The organism is Streptomyces sp. NBC_00727, assembly GCF_045161745.1.
Taxonomy (GTDB): Bacteria; Actinomycetota; Actinomycetes; order Streptomycetales; family Streptomycetaceae; genus Streptomyces.
Window position 1 is genome coordinate 3285694 of record NZ_CP108981.1, and the last position, 17067, is coordinate 3302760.

Genomic DNA, 17067 nt, shown 5'->3' on the forward strand with positions numbered 1-17067 from the left:
CCCTTCCCCCAGCCACTCGTCAGACAAGTCTCAGTACAGGGCGGCTGTCGGGCATCCCCAGCAGCTCACGTACCCTCGCCGGCTTCCACGCGAGTTCCGCAGCAAGCGCACGTATCGTCAGTCCCGTGTCTTGCTCTGCCAGCTCGAATGCCTTACTGAGCATTACCGGCTGTTCGCCGGGGTACCCACGTACCGATTGCGGGGCGAAACCGGGCTGCGCGCTGAGCCCTCGCAACCGCTGGTACGCACGACTGATCGTCGCATCAGAGACGAGCCCAAGTTCGCGGTACCGGTAGACGAGCGACTTCACCGAGACGCCCCAGGTCTGCGACAGGCCGGCCAACCGCGCAAGGTCCACCCTCTGCGGTAGCAGCGGATGGATCGATTCCCGAGGGGTGAGGAACTCGGCAGCGAACGCATCTGCTTCGCGCTCCAAACGGCTGTCGCCAGTAGCACCCGCGTGGAGAACCAGGTGCCCGAGTTCGTGGGCCGCGCTGAAGCGGTATCGGTAGACATCGTCGGCGCGATTTGGCGTGAGAACTACAACGGGTCTCAACAGCCCGGAGCTGGAGAAAGCATCGACTTTAGCCGCAGCCTCCTCGGCTTCCGCCGGCGCGACGACGATGAGGCCATTCGCTTCCATCCGGCGAGCTAGGTGGCGCACAGGGCCGTCACCCAGCCCCCAGTGATGCCGGAGCGCTCGGGCAGCGCCCACGGGGTCGTCAGGTAGCTCGGCGCCGGGGCATACCTCGCCTCCTGTGAAGCCGGGAAGGTTCACGAGAGGAAGCTGCACGCGCTTCTCCAGCGCGTGAGTGAGTTCCCAAACCTGTTCGACGAAGCCGAGGGCCCGCTCTCGCTGCGCCCCGGATGTGGAACGCAGGGCCCGAAAGTGAGCCATGGAGCTATCGACTTTACCCATCGGGCGGCCTGCGACGAAGAACTGAATGGGCACGTCCAGCACGTCGGCCAACCGAGGAATGAGCTCAGGGCGAGGACGGTTGGTACCCGCCTCGTACTGGCCAACAGCAGCTGCCGACACACCTATACCGTCCGCGACCTCGCGCTTGGTGAGGCCGGCAAGGCGACGTGCCTGAGTCAGCCTAGGTGCGTGGAAACCGTCCCAGACTGCCCTCGGCGAAGTACCGCCCAGGCTCGTCCCCGGCAGTAGTGGTTGCTCAATGTTCATTGTCCTCAGCAGCGTTCACAAACGCTTCGTACTCGGTCTCACTCTGCGGCGGAGTTCCCGTGGCACGGGCCGCCTCGCTGCGTGTGGAAAGCGCAACCTCAGGAAGATCACCAGAGGCAAAGTTATCCCCTGCGCGCTGGTTCGGTACAGCGTAGATACGGCTCTCGGCACCGGTCGTGAGCAGAGACTTCTCGGTCACCCACTGCAGGTTCCCAGCATCGTCCAAGAGATTCGCCTGGCCCCACCAGGCGCGCTGCAGACCACTCATGTTCATCTCGTACGGGATGAGGACCAGGCCGGGGCGGGGGTCCCTCTGCGCAAGATCAGCCAGTGAGCGCCGAAGAAGCAGCTCCGGGCCTTCCACTTCAACCAGAGGATCCGCGATCCATCGGGGTGCTGGCGCATCGGTAAGGGCGAACAGCTCCCGCATCACGAGAGACAGCTTCTTCGGCCACTTGTCGCCCGGCTCAAAGCCGTCGACCGAGTCCACGCGGTAGGGGCAGAGGATGGTGTTGTGCACCAACACAAGCTCGTAGAACGTGCCAGGCTTGATGAGTTCGGTCCCGGGGATGCCAAGGTCAAGCACGTGCTCAGCAATCCGGTCGTACTGATTGGTCATGCGCGCCGCCCCAGCAGCGAACTTGTGCTTGGACCGACCAGCCAGATGCGACTCGAGCATCGCCGACTCCGTGTCGAGGAGCCCCATCTGAATCGCGAGTCGAAGGCCGGCGACATCTTCCCCAAATCGACCACTGGCCCAAGACGGCATAGGCCCGTCGACGTTCGCGTCCACGCATCACTCCGATCCACGACAGCTTGCGTTACTCCGAGGATGCTACCGCAGGAACTTTAGTCGATCACGCGAATCTTGCACTTTCGACGAATCTTCCACGCCGCCAAGATCTATCGCCCGGGCCGCAAGGGCGCGCGGTGTGGTGCCACACGCCCCTGCGGCCAATTCAGGCTTCGCGCGCCGGACACTGGCGGGCGGCCTGGACGCGAGCATCGATACCCCTGGCGACCTCCCGTTGCCGCTCACCATCGGAGTGCTGATAGATCAGGGCGGCCTTCTCCGAAGACTGGCCGGCGCGGACCATCGTGTCCTTGAGCGTGGCGCCCGACTGGGTGGACAGGGTGTGGCCGGTGTGCCGGAGGTCGTAGAAGCGGAAACCCTCCGGCAGGCCGACCTTGGTCCGAGCCCTGCGCCACTTGCGGCCGAAGGTAGACCGGCGGAAGGGGGCGCCCCTCTCCCCGACGAACAGGAGCCCGTCGGGTTCCTTCTCGGCGTACCAGTCGAGGTGACGCTTCACCTCGATGTGCATAAAGGCCGGGAGGAAGACGGTTCGCCTTCCGGCGGCCGACTTGGTGTCGCCCTCGACGCGACGGCCGCTGGTCAGCTCGGGCGCGGCGTCACGGACCTTGACCGCGAGAGGTTCGAGAGTGACGTCGGGGCGCCGGAGGGCGGCCTGTTCTTCCGGGCGCATGGGCCCGTAGGCGCCGAAGTAGACCATCAGCCGCCACCTCGGTCCCATGGCGTCAGCGAGCGCGTCGACCTGTTCGACAGTGGCCGTTGGGCGTTCCTTGGCGTTCTCGCTGCCGGCGCCCCTGATCCGGCAGGGGTTGCGGCGGATCAGCTCGTCGTCGGCCGCCGTCTCCATGATGGCCTTGAGAAGGCGGTAAGACTTGGCGACAGTCGTCGCACCGGTAGCCCCCAGCCGCTCGACCCGCCAGGTGCGCACGCCCGGCGGCGTGATGTCATCCAGATTCACCGAAGCGAATGCGGGCAGCAGGTGCAGGCGCAGGAGCCTTCGGTACAGCTCCTCCGTGGTGGCGGAGAGCCCGCGCTCCTCGACCCACTTCATGGCGTACGTCTCGAAGTTGATCGAGCCGGCGTCGGGATCAACCCAGTGCTTGCGCTCGATGTCGGCCTGGGTGAGCGTGAGCCAGGTCTGGGCCTCGGTACGCGTCTCGAAGGTCTCCGGGGCGGTACGACGGCTGCCGTCCGGAGCCCAGTAGCGCGTCTGCCACCGTCCCGACGGGAGCTGACGGACGGTGCCGAATTCACGTCGCCGCTGCGGCTTCCGGGCGGCCATCAGGCGGCCTTCCCGAAGCGGGAACGCGCGTCGCCGAGAGTCGGAACGGTGCGCTCCTCGATGTACGCGGCGATGGCGCTCTCAGGGATCCGTACGGGCTTGCCGAGCTTGACGTAGCGGATGCGGCGCTCCTGGATGAGTCGCCGGATGAAGCGCACGCCGGTGCCGAGGCGTTCGGCAGCCTGCTCCACGGTGAGGAGGGTATCGGTAGTGGTCACCTCCCCCTGCGGTCGCGATTGCTTAACGGGGGCGTGCGGTATCGCCGAAGGGCGCAAGTGAGTGCTCCGGTTCTGGCCGGCGGATGGGGCGGCAACCCCGGGCCTGGCCTCATGTCGTTCAGGGATGGGATGGGCAGGACGGCCACAGCGGGGGTTTGCGTTCCCGCTGCGCCACGTGGTGTGGGCCGCTATGAGTCCGAGGCGGGCCCGTACTCTTCGTTGCTCTTCATCAGTTCGGTGGCGATGGCGTTGGAGACCATCACGTCAGCCTCTTCGCGGATGTCCGGGTGGTCGGCGAGATAGGCGTCGAGCTGGTCGCGGGCCTTGCGTGCCTCGTGGTTGGCACGGTTGGAGGCTCTGTAGGCGGCGACGACGTTGTCGATCAGCTCCATGGCCCGGCCCATGGTCGCCAGGCTGGGCGGCCCGACGAAGTTGCTGAGCGGGATGCCGAAGATCTCGGCGAAGCCGATGGCCTCATCGAGGTTGATCCGGCGCTTGCGGTTCTCGATGCGCCAGACCGCAGACGGGTTCATGTCGAAGCCGACGTCGTTCATGCGGTCGGACAGCGTGGTGGTGCTCCAGCTGCGTTTCTCGCGCTCCAGTTTGACCCGCACAGCGGCGTTCTCCTCGCCGCTGAGGAGCACACCCTCAGAGTTTCCCTCGTCGTCCGGCATCGCCCCCTCCTCCCGTTCGCTGCGTGTACCGCCGGTTGTGCGGCATGGAACAAGATTAGCATCCGTTCTGCGGATCGCATAGCGCTATGCGATCCGCATAGTCCGTGGTACTGTAGAGCACCCCAGCAGACCGCACCGGTCCGCTGAGGCATGCCTTCAACCAGCCCCCGACATACAAAAAGCCCCCCGGTGACCCAACACCGAGGGGCTCAGAGCGCAAACCTCATGCCGCCCATCCCTGAACGACTGACCTGCGAGGCCGGGATTGCCGTCCCATTGGCCCGCAAGCGGAGGAGCTACATGTCCAGTATGGACGATCCCGCCCAGAGCACGCCATCCCTTCCGAACACCGCCGCCCTATGGCCGCCGGTGGCCATACCCGGCCGCCCCGCCGAGCCCGTACCGCCGCCCGCAGGGGAGCCCGAACCCGCTCCGTCGTCCGAGGGCGAGGCGGTGCTCGCGGAGCTGCGGGAGCAGATTCGCCGCTACGTCGTACTGCCGAGCGGGGAGGCGTTCACAGCCGTGACCCTGTGGGTTGCGGCTACGCACTTGCAGACGGCGTGGCAGCACGCTCCGCGACTGGCCGTCGTGGGGCCGGCGAAGCGGTGCGGCAAGTCGCGGCTGCTGGATGTGATCACCGAGAGCGTTCACGATCCGCTGATCACGGTCAACGCGTCGGCCGCCGCGGTGTTCCGGTCGATCACCGCCACGCCGCCCACCCTGCTGGTCGACGAGGCCGACACACTCTTCGGCTCCGCGAAGGTCGCGGAGAAGAACGAGGAGATGCGCGGTCTGCTCAACGCGGGGCACCAGCGCAACCGCCCCACCCTGCGGGTTTCCGGACCCAACCACGAGGTATCGAAGTTCCCCACCTTCGCCATGGCGGCCCTCGCCGGCATCGGCGACCTGCCGGACACGATCATGGACCGGTCGATCGTCATCCGGATGCGGCGCCGCAGGCCGGGCGAGAAGGTAGCGGAGTTCCGCACCTTCCGTGACACCCCGCCCCTCCACGCGCTACGTGACCGGCTCGTCGCCTGGCTGACTCCCCTGCACGCCGAGGCGATGGAACTGACACCGGCCATGCCGGTCGAAGACCGGGCAGCCGACACCTGGCAGCCGCTGGTGAGCGTCGCCGATCTCGCCGGCGGAGCATGGCCGGACCTCGCGCGCACCGCCTGCCAGATCATGGCCAAGCACGAAGCCGAGCACGACCAGGACCGCAGCAGCCTGGGCATCCGCCTCCTGGCCGACATCCGCCGCGCCTTCACCACCGAAGGTAACCCGCCGGCACTTCGCACCAGCCGGCTCCTCGACATCCTCAATCAGGACGACGAGATGCCCTGGGCGGAGTACACCACCCACGGACTGACCCCTCGGGGTCTGCAACTCCTGCTCAAGGAGTACGACATCAGCTCGGTCACCCGCCGCTTCCACGGCAACGTCCAGGCCAGGGGCTTCACCCGCCTGCAGTTCGCCGACTCCTGGGCGCGCTACTGCCCCGAGCCCACCCCCGAAACGGCGACCGGGGCCTGACCCGGCACGACCCGTCACGACCCGTCTCCGCGCAGGTCAGCGCGGTGACGAGTCGCGGTCCGGTGACGAGTCGACTCGTCACTACCGCCGCACTCGTACCGGCCCTGACCAGGCACGCGACGAGTCGTGACGGGTCCCCCGCCCTCAGGGCCACCTCAGCCGCACCCGCACCCTGGAGCATTTCCCTTGTCCTCCCCCGCCATCACCACGGCACCGTCTGCCCCGCTGCCACTGGCCACCGCGATCCGCATGGGCGTGTCGCTGCTGGCCGTGGCCGCCTTCGCACTGTCCTACGACGCGCTGCGTCAGATGGCCGCCGCCAGCCACATCCACCGGGCGCTCACTTATGCCTTCCCACTCGTCATCGACGGGTTCATCGCCATCGGGATCGGCGCCCTGCTCATCCTGCGGACCGCACCCCTGTCCGCCCGCCTCTACGTCTCCGCCCTGGTCGGCGTCGCCACCGCCACAAGCATCTGGGCCAACGTCCTGCACGCCGTCCGCCTCAACCAGCAGACCCGCCACACCAACCTCGCCCTCGACAACATCACCGTCGGAGTCATCTCCGCCATCGCCCCGCTCGCCCTGGCCGGAGCCGTCCACTTCTACCTCCTCGTGGCCCGACGCCCCACAGCCACCGACCGCCACAACAGCGACGACCGCCACGAACCCGGTGCGGAACACACCATCGGTGAGCTCGCGCCGCCACACACCACGGACACGGACACCGATGTGCCGCAGCAGCCCGGTAAGCCGGGAGGCAAGCAGTCGAGCGTTTCCCTGGAGCAGGCCGTGGCCCTCGGCCGCACGGCTCCCCTCGGACGAGGCGGCAGCATTTCCCGCCGCAACGTCGAGAAGGCGATCCGGGACAACGGATTCGGCATGTCACGTGCCCGCCTGGACAAGGTCAAGGACCTGCTGCAGGCCGAGCTCGATGCCGTCACCACAAGCACCGACTGAACCTCGCACTCCACGTCACCCCAGCCCGCTCCTCCCATGAATCAGCACGGGGGGGGAACGGGCCCTCTCCCTCCACCACCGCTTGCAGGAGCCCTCATGCACAGGCCCGTCCACGAGCCCTCGTCGGCGCAGCAGCAGACCACCTCCACCCCGGTATCAGGCGGAGCAAGGTATGGCGTTGGACCGTCCACGGGCCGGTCCAACGCAGATGCCTCCGCCCCGGGGGTGGCGGAGGAGCTCGGGCGCCAGGGGGCGCCCGACCGGATCAAGCCCGTCGACACCACCACCCGCACTGCGCTGCCGCAGCGCGCCGCCCAAGCCGCCGCACTGCGCCGAGTCGCACGCCGCCGTCAGCGCAAAGAGACCCAGCGCAAGGAACGCGTGGACGTCCGCTACAGCACCGACGAGAAAACAGCGATCCTCACCGTGGCCCGCTCGCTGAACATCGCCGCCGCCCACTACGTCGGCGCCGTCGTCATGGCCCACATCCACGGGGACCTCGCCCTGCCCGGTCAGCGCACCCAGCTCGACGACTACATCGACGAACTCGCAGCCCTTCGCGGTGAGGTCGCCAAGATCGGTCACAACGTCAACCAGATCGCCAAGAAGCTCAACTCCGGCGACCGTCCACACCATGGGGACACCGCACTCCTCGACCATGCGGAACGCGCCCTCGGCACGGTCGGCACCACCATCGGCCACATCGCCGCAGCCGCCACTCAGGCCGCCGCCACAAAGGGGCCACGGTGATCGCGAAGATCAGCAGCGGCAAGAGCACAGCCGGCCTCATCCGCTACCTCTACGGCCCCGGCCGGGCCAACGAGCACACCGACCCGCACCTCGTCGCCTCCTGGGACGGCTTCGCACCCGACCCCGGCCGCACCGACGACACCGCCGCCACGAAGAAGCTCCTCGTGGCCGACCTCGACCTACGCGTCCAGCAGGCCAGGCGACTCGGCCGGGCCCCGAAGCAGCACGTGTGGCACTGCTCCGTCCGCGCCGCACCCGGCGACCGCATCCTCGACGACGCCGAATGGGCGGACATCGCCCGCCGTGTCGTCACAGCGACCGGCATCGCACCGACAGACGATCCGGACGGCTGCCGATGGGTCGCCGTCCGGCATGCCGACGACCATATCCACATCGCCGCCACCAAGATCCGAGGCGACCTGCGCACCGCGCGCCACTGGAACGACTACCTCACCGCCGACCGCGAACTCGCAGCCATCGAGAAGGAATACGGCCTCTTCCAAGTTGTACGCGGAGACCGCACCGCCGCGAAACGGCCCACCCGCGCCGAGCAGGAGAAGGCCCGCCGCACCGGCCACGACAAGCCCGCCCGCATACGCCTGCGCACCCTTGTCCGCACAGCAGCGGCTGCCGCCACCAACACCGAGGAGTTCCTCGCTCTACTCACCCGCACCAACGGCGTCCTCGTCGAGGTCCTGCACTTCCCCTCCGGAGAACCCCGCGGCTACAAAGTCGCCCTGGAACACGACACGAACACCGAAGGAAAACCGGTGTGGTTCTCCGGCTCGACGCTGTCACCGGACCTCTCCCTCCCCAAGATCCAGAGCCGTCTCACCGCAGCAGACATCCCTGCCGGCAATCCCAACGGGCATCTACGGCCGCACCCGTGGCACCAAGCCACCGCAGCCACGGAGCGCATCCCTCACCACCTCGGCCGACCGGCCACCGAAGCCGCCCAGGCCCACCTGGCCGCCCTCGGCGAAGCACTCGACGCCGTGGCCCTCACCGCACCACCGGACATCCGTAGTGAACTTCGGGCGGCAGCCTCTGCCTTCGAACGGGCAACCCGTTCACGTATTCATGCCGAACACCACCACGCCCGTGCCCTGCGCGGGGCAGTGAAATCTATGCTCCGCGAGCCATCACCCAAGGACGGAGCTCTCCTGGCGATGTTCCTCGATGCCGCGCTCCTGGCCGTCATCGCCGCCGCCCGCTGGCACGACCAACAACAGCACAACCAGCAGGCCGCAGCCGCCCACCAGACTCTGCTCCACCTCCAGGCCGCCTACGAACGAACCTCATCCGGGCACCTGCTCGCCGCCGGCCAGCACCGACCGCCTCAGAAGGTCGCAGTCCGGTACGCCCAGCTCATCCGCCAGACCGCCCCCGCACACGCTGACCAAATCCTCGCCGACCCCGCCACCGATGCGCTGACTACCGCCTTGGCCGCCGCGGAGACCGCAGGCCACGATCCCGGACGCCTGTTGCAGCAGGCGGCAGACAAACGCGCCCTCGACGACGCCCGCTCCCCAGCACGCACACTGGCCTGGCGCGTGCAACGGCTCTCGCAGAGGCCCGCTCCAAGCCGGCAAGCTCAGGCGGCACAGGCACGCAGCAGCGTCCTACGCCCCGTAGCTCTCCCGCAGCCTGCGGCACCGGCCGCACCCACCGCTACCTCTCGGCCTCGGCGTAGGTGATCAGCCCTGGGCAGGCGCTCTCAGCGGGAGCAAGGTCAAGCAGTTCTTCCCGACCGGAGCTGAGAGAGGACCTGCGCGACCGGCAAGTCGTACTGGTCCTTGTCCTGCTCCCAGAACGAAAGGGCCCGAGCCGTGGCCTCGGCCATGTCGGCGGGCAGGTCGGCCGCCCGGAGGGTATCGGCGACCTCTTCCATCTCGGGCGCCCAGCGCCAGGCCCTGGCAGCCACGCTCGGCAGGAATCCCGGATCGGAGAGGATCGCCGAGACCATGATCTCGGCTTCAGCCGTGAGCTGGTCGCCGACTCCATGGGCGTGTGCGAGCGCGTGGGAGACGCCTGCGAGAGTACGAGCGGCCTTCTGGTAACTGGCGAAGGCCATCTTCAGGGCGGAAGCGGAACCGATGGCCTCGCCTGCCCGGCGCACATCCAGCGAAGAGTTCGCGAACAGCGGCTCCACCAGGTCGACGGCGGGGCCAGCCCCTGCGAGATAGAGCCGTGCCGTACGCCCTTCACCTGGCGGCGGACCGAAGACGGCGCCGTCGACGACCTCGGAGCCGGGACGGATCTCGTCGGCGATGCGCCGCACGCGCTGGGGACTGATGGCATTGACATCGACGTACACTCCCGCGAAGGCGTGCGGAGCCACGGCCGCTGCCACGTCCTCCGCCGCCTGCGGTGGGCAGACCGAGAGAACCACCGCGCTACGGGACAGCGCTTCCGCGAGCGAGTCGCAAGGTGTGGCGCGGGCCTCCCTCGCTCGGCGCCACGTGTTCTCGCTGCGCTCCTTGGGTACCCACAGCACCTCATGGCCGCCGGCGACTAACTCAGCGATGACTGCCGCGCCCATGGATCCCGGGTGCAAGACGGTCACGACGGTCACTGGCTGCCTCCGGCGAAATGCGACGTGGTGTGTTCCTCATCAACATGATCCGCTGTCGTGGAACGGCGGAGGACTGGGCACCTGGCTCGGACGGGCCGGCCGCCGATAGGGCACAAGTCCCCTTGCCTCGTGTCGGCACTTCATGGCGAAGCAGGGAACGCGGCTGTGGCATCCCTGTCCCGACAGCGGGACTCACGCGCAAGCCGCGTCATGGGTACCGTGCTGGAGACGAACTCTGTACGGACAGACCGGCGATCGCGCCGGATCGTCCGGCGGCCGGGAGGTGTCCTGATGCTGGAGGAAGCCGAGGAGATCGGCAAGCGCGTCCGCAGGGCGAGGCTGCGGTTGGGTATGCCGCAGGCCGACCTGGCGACGGCCCTGGGGAAGTCGCAGGGCTGGGTCTCGAAGATGGAACGTGGCCTGATCGAGCTCGACCGGGTCGGGCTACTCAACCAAGTGGCCGCGGAGCTGCATGTCCATCCGAACGACCTGATCGGGCGGCCGTACAGCAGTTCCCCGGACGACAACCAGTGGCAGGTTGCCGCCTCGTCGATCCTGCGCGAGCTGCGCCGCTACGACCTCGTCCCCGTCTTCGACGGGGCTCCGCGGCCCGCATCACAACTGTGGCGTGAGGTGACCCGGCTACACCGCTTGCGGGACACCGCTTCCAACGTGGCGATTCTCCGCGTTCTCCCGGACCTGTTCCGCGAGGCGCGCGCCCTGGCTGAGGAGTCGGAGGGGCACGAGCGGGAGGAGGCGTATGCCATCTACGCCGTGTGCTGCAAGTTCGCACACACCGCCGCCCACTCCCTCGGGCACCCCGAACTGGTCGCCATGGCCTGCGAGCGGGCCGCATGGTCAGCCAGGTTGTCGGGAGATCCGGTGCTGCCCGCTGTCGCCGACTGGATGAGGGTCTGGGACATGTGGGCAACGGCTGACTGGGCCGACGCTCTGACGCTCTCGGACAAGGCGATCACCTCGGTGGAGCAGGAGTACGACCGTGGTGAGCCGCTGGCCGTGCGGGCCTGGGGCACGCTGCAGCTACGGGCTGCGGTCTCCGCCGCCCGAGCCGGCCGAGCCTCGGAGGCCGAGGACCGGATCGGACACGCGAGGGCCGCTGCCGAGCGCATGGACGCGTATGTCGGGGCACCGGTGTACGACCGGCATTCGCTGACGTTCTCCGCCGGGAACGTGCAGATCCACGCGATCAGCGTGGCCCTGGAGATGGGCAAGCAGGGCAAGGCGCTGGAGATAAACCGTCGTACCAGCCCAGACCTGGTCGGGTCGCTGCCCAACTCCCGTCAGGGACACCACCACATGGATGTCGCGCGAGCCTGGTTGTGGGACGGGAACCGGGGAAAGGCCCTGGCCGAACTGGAGACAGCCGAGCGGATCGCGCCCCAGCTCGTACGGAACCACCCCATCGCCCGCTCGACGCTTCGCAGCATCGTCTACGCGGAACGAGCAGCCACGCGAGAGAAGCTGCGGCGCATGTCCGACCGTTTTCACCTGGACGGATAGGGGTCGTATTCCTCCGGCTCATATTCGAGGGTTGCCCTGTCCCTAACTTCAGGGCATGACGCGACGACGTTCTCCCCACCTTCCCTCGCAGGGATCCGGGTTAGCCTCGATCTTTCTTGACGGGCTGCCGACGGAGTCGGTGGCCCGTTTTTGTGCTGTGAGCTGAGGGTGGGCAGGCTGAGGGCCCGAGTGTCGTCTCGGGGTGGCGCCGGGTTCCACTGCTCCGGTTGGTGAAGGGCTGTCGTGGGGACGGGTGAGTTCGCTGGTCAGCCGGGGTTCGGCAGGAGTGCGAGCCGTTCGAGTGCGGCGGTGATGTGGCCGGTCCAGGGCCAGTGCCGGGCCAGGCGGAGGATCCGCCGGCGGCCGGTGGTGACGAGTTGTCCGGCCGCGGAGAACAGGCGGAACCGCAGACGGCGGGGCTCCCAGAGCCGGGCTGTTCCGGTGAGGGCGAGCATGGGCATCCAGGCCAGCAGGTCGAGAGCAATCTGGACGATCTCGAGCCAGACCTTGTTCTGGGCTGTGGTGTGCAGGGGCAGGTTGCGCAGGCCGGTGGCCCGGGCGGCCCGGATCCTGTCCTCTGCCCGGGCCCGAAGCCGGTGACGGAGCTCGAGTTCGGCGATCGGCCGGCCGGCGGTGTTGGTCGCGAAGCACGTGATCCGCATCCCGTCCGCGTCCGTGATCCTCAACTGGGCACCGGGGTGCGGCCGTTCTCTTCGGACGATCAGCCGCATCCCCTTCGGCCAGCCGTCCAGCAGCTTGCCGGTGAGCTCGGCGACCCAGGCCCCGTCACGGACCTCACCATTGGTCTCGACGGCCGCCGTCCAGGCCGAGGCGGGGACCTTCAGCACGTGCTCGTGGACCTGCTCGGTGACCGTCATGCCGACCGAGTAGGACAGCCATCGCCCTCGCCGGGCGAGCCAGGACACGAAGTCGTGAGTGCCGCCCGCGGAGTCCGTGCGGATCAGCGTCTGCCGCCCTCGCCGGTAGCGCTTGGGCAGCTGGGCCAAGGCGAGCTGGGCGGTGGTGATGTGGTCGGCTGCTGTGTTGGAGCCCGCGTTCCCCGGCCTGAGGAGGGCGGCCACGGGCTCACCGGTTCCTCCCGGTCCGTGGTCCACGAAGGCCGTCAAAGGGTGATGGCCGTAGGTCTTCTTCCAGGTCGCGGCCGCGTCCTGTTTGTCGGAATGCGCGATCACGAGGACACCGTCAAGATCGACGACGACCTGGCCGTCGGTGTCCGGGGCGTTCTCACCGGCCAACGACCAGACACGGTGACGGACTTCGGAGCGTGCGGACCGGATCGCCTGCAACGCCTTCTCGTCGGAGGCGGCGAGGGTGCCGATCAGGCGGGAGACGGTCGGGTCGGAGGCGACCGGACCGAAAACGGCCGGCTCGCACCGCAGCAATGCGACGTCCGCGAGGCAGTCCCCGCCCAGTGCGACCGCCAAGGCCACGTCCAGGAGGACCTTGCCGGGATCGTGGACGGCCCGCGGCTTGCGCCACGGCGCCAGAGCTGCCGATATGGCCTGGTCAAGACCGGTCTTGCGGACCGTTTCCACGAGCAGGACCGACCCGGCCTGGGAGACGACCTGGCGACCGCCGTCCTGGACGCGGACACGGGGATAGGACCCGATAGAGTGCTTCACCTGGGAAGTGCCTCCGGCGGTGGCAGGAACAAGGACCTCGACAATCCTCATTCTTGCTGGTCAGAGGCACTTTCTGCTTTCCTGCCCGCCTGCCGGACACCCCGCTTCATGAAAGCGCGAGGTTAGGTACCGCAGCTCCCTTCGTTCCCCAGCTTGGCGACCTCGCCACCGACAGCGCCCGCGAGGACCGTGTGGGGGTCGTGGTCGCTCTCCCCGGTGAGGGCTCCGCCACGACCTACCACCTGCGCCCGCCTGGGGGCGGGACCCAGTGGTCCGCGCCCGCCGACGGGACGACGCTCAGGCCCGTGCCGGTGAAGGCCACCCACGCCACGCTGCTGGCAGGCCGGGACGCGGTCTACGACCCGAGGGCCCGGCAAGGGTCAGTTCCCGTCGAGTTCCACTTCGATGACGGCTCGACCCTCAATGGCGCCCTCATCCTCACCACGGCGGAGCTGGAGCGGTTGTACGCGCAGACCAGCCGCCTCTTGGATGCACACGAACGCGCCCTCGGCGGCACCTCGTGACCGGGGCACGGCGCCGCCATGCCCGAATCGCCGCGTCCACAACCGCACGGGCCGACCACGGAGGTCGAATCGCGCTCACGTTCCTGGCCGTCGCCGGCCTGGTCGGCCCGGCCTGGGCACTGCGTGAGCACGCCGCCCCGCTCCTTGAAGGAGCCGGCCATCGCCCCACCGCCGTCGCACCGGACGCGAGCCTGCCCTCCGACCGCTGAGGCCCTTCCCGGCACCGCCGCCGTCTGCCCGCGCTCGACCGCCGGAGCCTCCCACGCTGCTCTCTCGTCGAGCGGCGCTGAAGAACCGCCCCGCTCAGCGCGGCTTCGGCTGCCCGGGGCGGGACGGCCTGCACCTCGTCAGCCATCTGGAACATCCACGCGTGATTCCCCAGGGAGGGATCATGGACATCCCGTACATCGTCATCGACCAGCTCGTCCCCGACCAGCAGCAGGTCTGGAAGACGTACTTCGGCGACGCCGACCGCCCCCGCTACATCGAAGAAGGCATCTGGCGCCGCACCCAGGAGAAGGCCACCGCCGGCCAGTCCGGCTGGGCGGCCTCCGACGACGCACGGCGGCGGATCATCCACTACCGCTACCGGTACGGCCTGGTGCCCACCACGGCTGCGCCGGCCATCGGCTTGACCGACCTGTACCTCTATCACTCCGCGTCCGCCCCGGCCGACGAGGTCGCCGCGCACCACGACGCCCTGTGGGATTCGCTCGCCGCTGGCGGCTGGAAGGAGGCTCCTGGTGGATTCTTATGGACCCGACGGGATCTGAAGTGCCGGATCACCGAGTACGACGTCCACCCTCAGGACACCTCTGCGGGCCGCACCCTCCCAGCCGGCTACCGGAGCCTGGACGTGCAGATCGCCTCCGTGGCCTACGCGCCGCCGCCCGCTGTCCGGCAACTGCCGTGGAACGTGCTCTCCACCGGAATCCGGTTCAAAGACCGCCCCGGCACGCCGACCCGCGTGCCGGACCTATCTGTCCTCGCGAACCTGCGACCGTTCCAGGTGGAGATGGGATGCGGTACGTCGGTCGAGGCGGGCATCCCGCCCCTGCACCGGCTCCACGAGATCTACCGGGTCACCGACCGCCAGGGCCACGAGCCGCGGGAGCACCGCTTCACCCTCTCCCCGACAGCGGACACACTCCTCCATGAGGTGCTGACGGAGCCGGAGGAGAAGACGGCGGAATTCGTGGAGATGTTCCGTGCCTGCTTCCTGGCCGAGCCGACCCCAGCCATGTGGGCACTGAAGGAACTGAAGGACGCCGGGCACCTCGTCGGTCCGGTCATCACCAACAACTTCGACGTGCTCGCCGCGCGGGCCGGGCTCGACGAGTGCTTCATGCGCCGCTACGACCAAGCCGTACCCGACGTCGAGTGGGTCGACGGCGCCAAGGCACTCCTCGTCGTCGGCCTGCACGCCGACCGACGCAAGGTCCAGGCTCGCGCCCGTGCTCGCGGCATGCAGATCGTCTACCTCGACCCGGAGGGCTTCTGGCACGACGGCCAGTTCATGCCTTACCCGCTGGAGGGGCCCCAGGACGGTGATCTGGTGTGCCGGGCAACCGCCGCTGAGGCGCTGCCCGCACTCGTCAATCTCCTGAAGCAGCACGCTGGTTGATTCACCTGCACGAAGAGGGCCGCGCCGGGTGGTGACGCTAGCGTGACGCACCCGGCCGGCCCGGACTCACCGGGCGGGCGAGAGGCAAGGAAAGGAGCGTCGACCCCATGCGCGTATCCGTCATCGGCTGCGGTCACCTGGGCATCCCCCACGCCGCTGCCATGGCCGAGATCGGCCACGAGGTCATCGGCGTGGACCTGGACCAGGCGAAGATCGACCGCCTCAACGCCGGCGAGTGCCCCATCTACGAGGACGGCCTGCCCGAGCTCCTCGCCACCCACACCGCCACTGGACGACTGCGGTTCACCACCAGCCTCGCCGAGGCGGCCGAGTTCGCGGACGTCCACTTCCTTGCCGTGGGTACGCCGATCGACGCGGACGGGCGGAGCTACGACACCGGGCAGGTGTTCGGTGCCGCCCGCGCACTGGCCCCGCACCTGTCTCGCCCGACGGTGATCATCGGCAAGTCCACCGTCACCGTCGGCACCTCACGCGACCTCGGCGCACTTCTCGCGCGTCTCTCCCCGGCCGGTGAGGACGTGGAGGTGGTCTGGAACCCGGAGTTCCTCCGCGAGGGCCACGCCATCGACGACACCCTGCGACCCGACCGGATCGTCGTCGGCGTCCCCTCGGCCCGCGCGGAGGACGCCGTACGCCAGATCTACGCACCTCTCCTGGCGAACGGGATCCCGCTGTTCGTCACCGACCCCGCCACCGCCGAACTCATCAAGGGCGCCGCCAACGCCTACCTCGGCATGAAGATCTCCTTCATCAACGGCGTCGCCGACATGTGTACCGCTGCCGGAGCCGACGTCCAGCAACTCACCGAGGCCATCGGCCTGGACCCCCGTATCGGACGCGGCGGCCTTAACGCTGGCCCCGGTTACGGTGGCGGCTGCCTCCCGAAGGACGTCCGCGCCTTCACAGCCTCAGCCAGCACCCTCGGGGCCATCGAGGCAGCAACCCTCCTGCGGGCGGCAGAGCAGGTCAACGAATCCCGCCCCACCGCTGCGCTGAAGCTCATTGAGCAGACCCTCGGCCACCCCGTCGACGGCGTACGCATCACCGTCTGGGGCGCTTCCTTCAAGGCCGGAACCGACGACGTCCGCGAATCCCCGGCCCTGGCGATCGCCGCGCTCATGCACCAGCGCGGCGCGACCGTCACCGTCCACGACCCGCACGCCGTGCCCACGGCACTGCGCCGGCACCCGGAGCTCGACTACGCCGAAGCCCTCGACGACTCCGTCCAGGGCGCCCAACTGATCGTCCTGGCCACCGAATGGCCCCACTTCCGAGAGGCCGACCCCAAGGCCCTCGCCCCACTGGTCGTGGACCAGGTCCTCGTCGACCTCCGCAACCTCATCGACGCCGACGCCTGGCGCATGGCCGGATGGACCGTACGCCAGCTCGGACGACCCGCACAGGAATAACCGAACCCATCGATCGGAGGTCCGACGTGGACGCCCTGTGGGACAACATCGAGAAGCTCTCCGCCGTCTGCCGGGCGGCTGGCGCCCACCTGCCTGACGAGGAGCTCAAGGCCCTCCAGGTCGGCAAAGTCGCCGAGGAGGCCGGCGACGACCACCGCTGGTCCGAGGTCCAGAACGACCTCGTCGGCGCCGTCATCGCCGCCCTCTTGGCCATGCACTACATCGACCCCACGGGCGCCCGCGCCGACTTCGATGAGATCCTCCACCGCAGGACGCGTAGAGGGCGCGAGGCCGCTACAGCAGTCTGAAAACCCCGCCTACGCTGTCGGCCGC

Annotated in this window: 16 protein-coding genes; 9 read left to right on the forward strand and 7 right to left on the reverse strand. The window is 68.6% G+C overall.

Features of this window, described 5'->3' with window-relative positions; translation table 11 throughout:
- Positions 1–19 precede the first annotated feature (19 nt).
- The 5 genes from OG242_RS14750 to OG242_RS14770 form a co-directional block, all read right to left on the reverse strand.
- Positions 20–1186: a helix-turn-helix domain-containing protein gene (locus tag OG242_RS14750; RefSeq protein ID WP_405898605.1), complete on the reverse strand. Its 1167-nt coding sequence runs from the start codon at positions 1184–1186 to the stop codon at positions 20–22.
- Complete coding sequence (locus tag OG242_RS14755; RefSeq protein ID WP_362549997.1) at positions 1176–1979, reverse strand: hypothetical protein; 804 nt, start codon at positions 1977–1979, stop codon at positions 1176–1178. The genes OG242_RS14750 and OG242_RS14755 overlap by 11 nt, the downstream gene beginning before the upstream one ends.
- Positions 1980–2145: 166 nt before the next feature.
- A complete protein-coding gene (locus tag OG242_RS14760) occupies positions 2146–3279 on the reverse strand; it encodes a tyrosine-type recombinase/integrase (RefSeq protein WP_405898606.1) in 1134 nt (377 codons plus the stop codon).
- Positions 3279–3497, reverse strand: a complete 219-nt coding sequence (locus OG242_RS14765; RefSeq protein ID WP_014046958.1) for a helix-turn-helix domain-containing protein — start codon at positions 3495–3497, stop codon at positions 3279–3281. The genes OG242_RS14760 and OG242_RS14765 overlap by 1 nt, the downstream gene beginning before the upstream one ends.
- 188 nt (positions 3498–3685) lie before the next feature.
- The gene (locus OG242_RS14770; RefSeq protein WP_311655900.1) at positions 3686–4171 is read right to left on the reverse strand and encodes a helix-turn-helix transcriptional regulator; all 486 of its coding nucleotides are present in this window, start codon (positions 4169–4171) and stop codon (positions 3686–3688) included.
- Between the two features lie 309 nt (positions 4172–4480).
- Between OG242_RS14770 and OG242_RS14775 the strand changes: the two genes are divergently transcribed.
- From OG242_RS14775 to OG242_RS14790, 4 genes are all read left to right on the forward strand, one after another.
- Positions 4481–5707: a DUF3631 domain-containing protein gene (locus OG242_RS14775; protein WP_405901614.1), complete on the forward strand. Its 1227-nt coding sequence runs from the start codon at positions 4481–4483 to the stop codon at positions 5705–5707.
- 186 nt (positions 5708–5893) lie between these two features.
- Positions 5894–6667 (forward strand): DUF2637 domain-containing protein, encoded by a 774-nt coding sequence (locus OG242_RS14780; RefSeq protein WP_405898607.1) that lies wholly within the window; start codon positions 5894–5896, stop codon positions 6665–6667.
- A 225-nt stretch (positions 6668–6892) separates the two neighbouring features.
- Positions 6893–7417, forward strand: coding sequence for a plasmid mobilization relaxosome protein MobC (mobC, locus tag OG242_RS14785; RefSeq protein WP_402018896.1), 525 nt, complete (start codon positions 6893–6895; stop codon positions 7415–7417).
- Positions 7414–9114: a relaxase/mobilization nuclease domain-containing protein gene (locus OG242_RS14790; protein ID WP_405898608.1), complete on the forward strand. Its 1701-nt coding sequence runs from the start codon at positions 7414–7416 to the stop codon at positions 9112–9114. Before mobC ends, OG242_RS14790 begins: the two co-directional genes overlap by 4 nt.
- A 35-nt stretch (positions 9115–9149) precedes the next feature.
- On the opposite strand, the gene OG242_RS14795 is transcribed toward OG242_RS14790, so the two are convergent.
- A complete protein-coding gene (locus OG242_RS14795) occupies positions 9150–9992 on the reverse strand; it encodes a DUF1932 domain-containing protein (protein WP_405898609.1) in 843 nt (280 codons plus the stop codon).
- A gap of 291 nt (positions 9993–10283) precedes the next feature.
- On the opposite strand from OG242_RS14795, the gene OG242_RS14800 reads away from it, so the two are divergent.
- Positions 10284–11513, forward strand: coding sequence for a helix-turn-helix domain-containing protein (locus tag OG242_RS14800; protein ID WP_329230462.1), 1230 nt, complete (start codon positions 10284–10286; stop codon positions 11511–11513).
- Between the two features lie 266 nt (positions 11514–11779).
- On the opposite strand, the gene OG242_RS14805 is transcribed toward OG242_RS14800, so the two are convergent.
- A complete protein-coding gene (locus OG242_RS14805) occupies positions 11780–13156 on the reverse strand; it encodes an IS1380 family transposase (RefSeq protein ID WP_405898298.1) in 1377 nt (458 codons plus the stop codon).
- 200 nt (positions 13157–13356) lie between these two features.
- On the opposite strand from OG242_RS14805, the gene OG242_RS14810 reads away from it, so the two are divergent.
- From OG242_RS14810 to OG242_RS14825, 4 genes are all read left to right on the forward strand, one after another.
- A complete protein-coding gene (locus OG242_RS14810) occupies positions 13357–13680 on the forward strand; it encodes a hypothetical protein (protein WP_244167327.1) in 324 nt (107 codons plus the stop codon).
- A 391-nt stretch (positions 13681–14071) separates the two neighbouring features.
- Positions 14072–15304, forward strand: coding sequence for a hypothetical protein (locus tag OG242_RS14815; RefSeq protein WP_405898610.1), 1233 nt, complete (start codon positions 14072–14074; stop codon positions 15302–15304).
- 107 nt (positions 15305–15411) lie between these two features.
- Complete coding sequence (locus OG242_RS14820) at positions 15412–16734, forward strand: UDP-glucose dehydrogenase family protein (RefSeq protein WP_405898611.1); 1323 nt, start codon at positions 15412–15414, stop codon at positions 16732–16734.
- A gap of 26 nt (positions 16735–16760) precedes the next feature.
- Positions 16761–17042: a hypothetical protein gene (locus OG242_RS14825; RefSeq protein WP_405898612.1), complete on the forward strand. Its 282-nt coding sequence runs from the start codon at positions 16761–16763 to the stop codon at positions 17040–17042.
- The last annotated feature ends 25 nt before the right edge of the window (positions 17043–17067 follow it).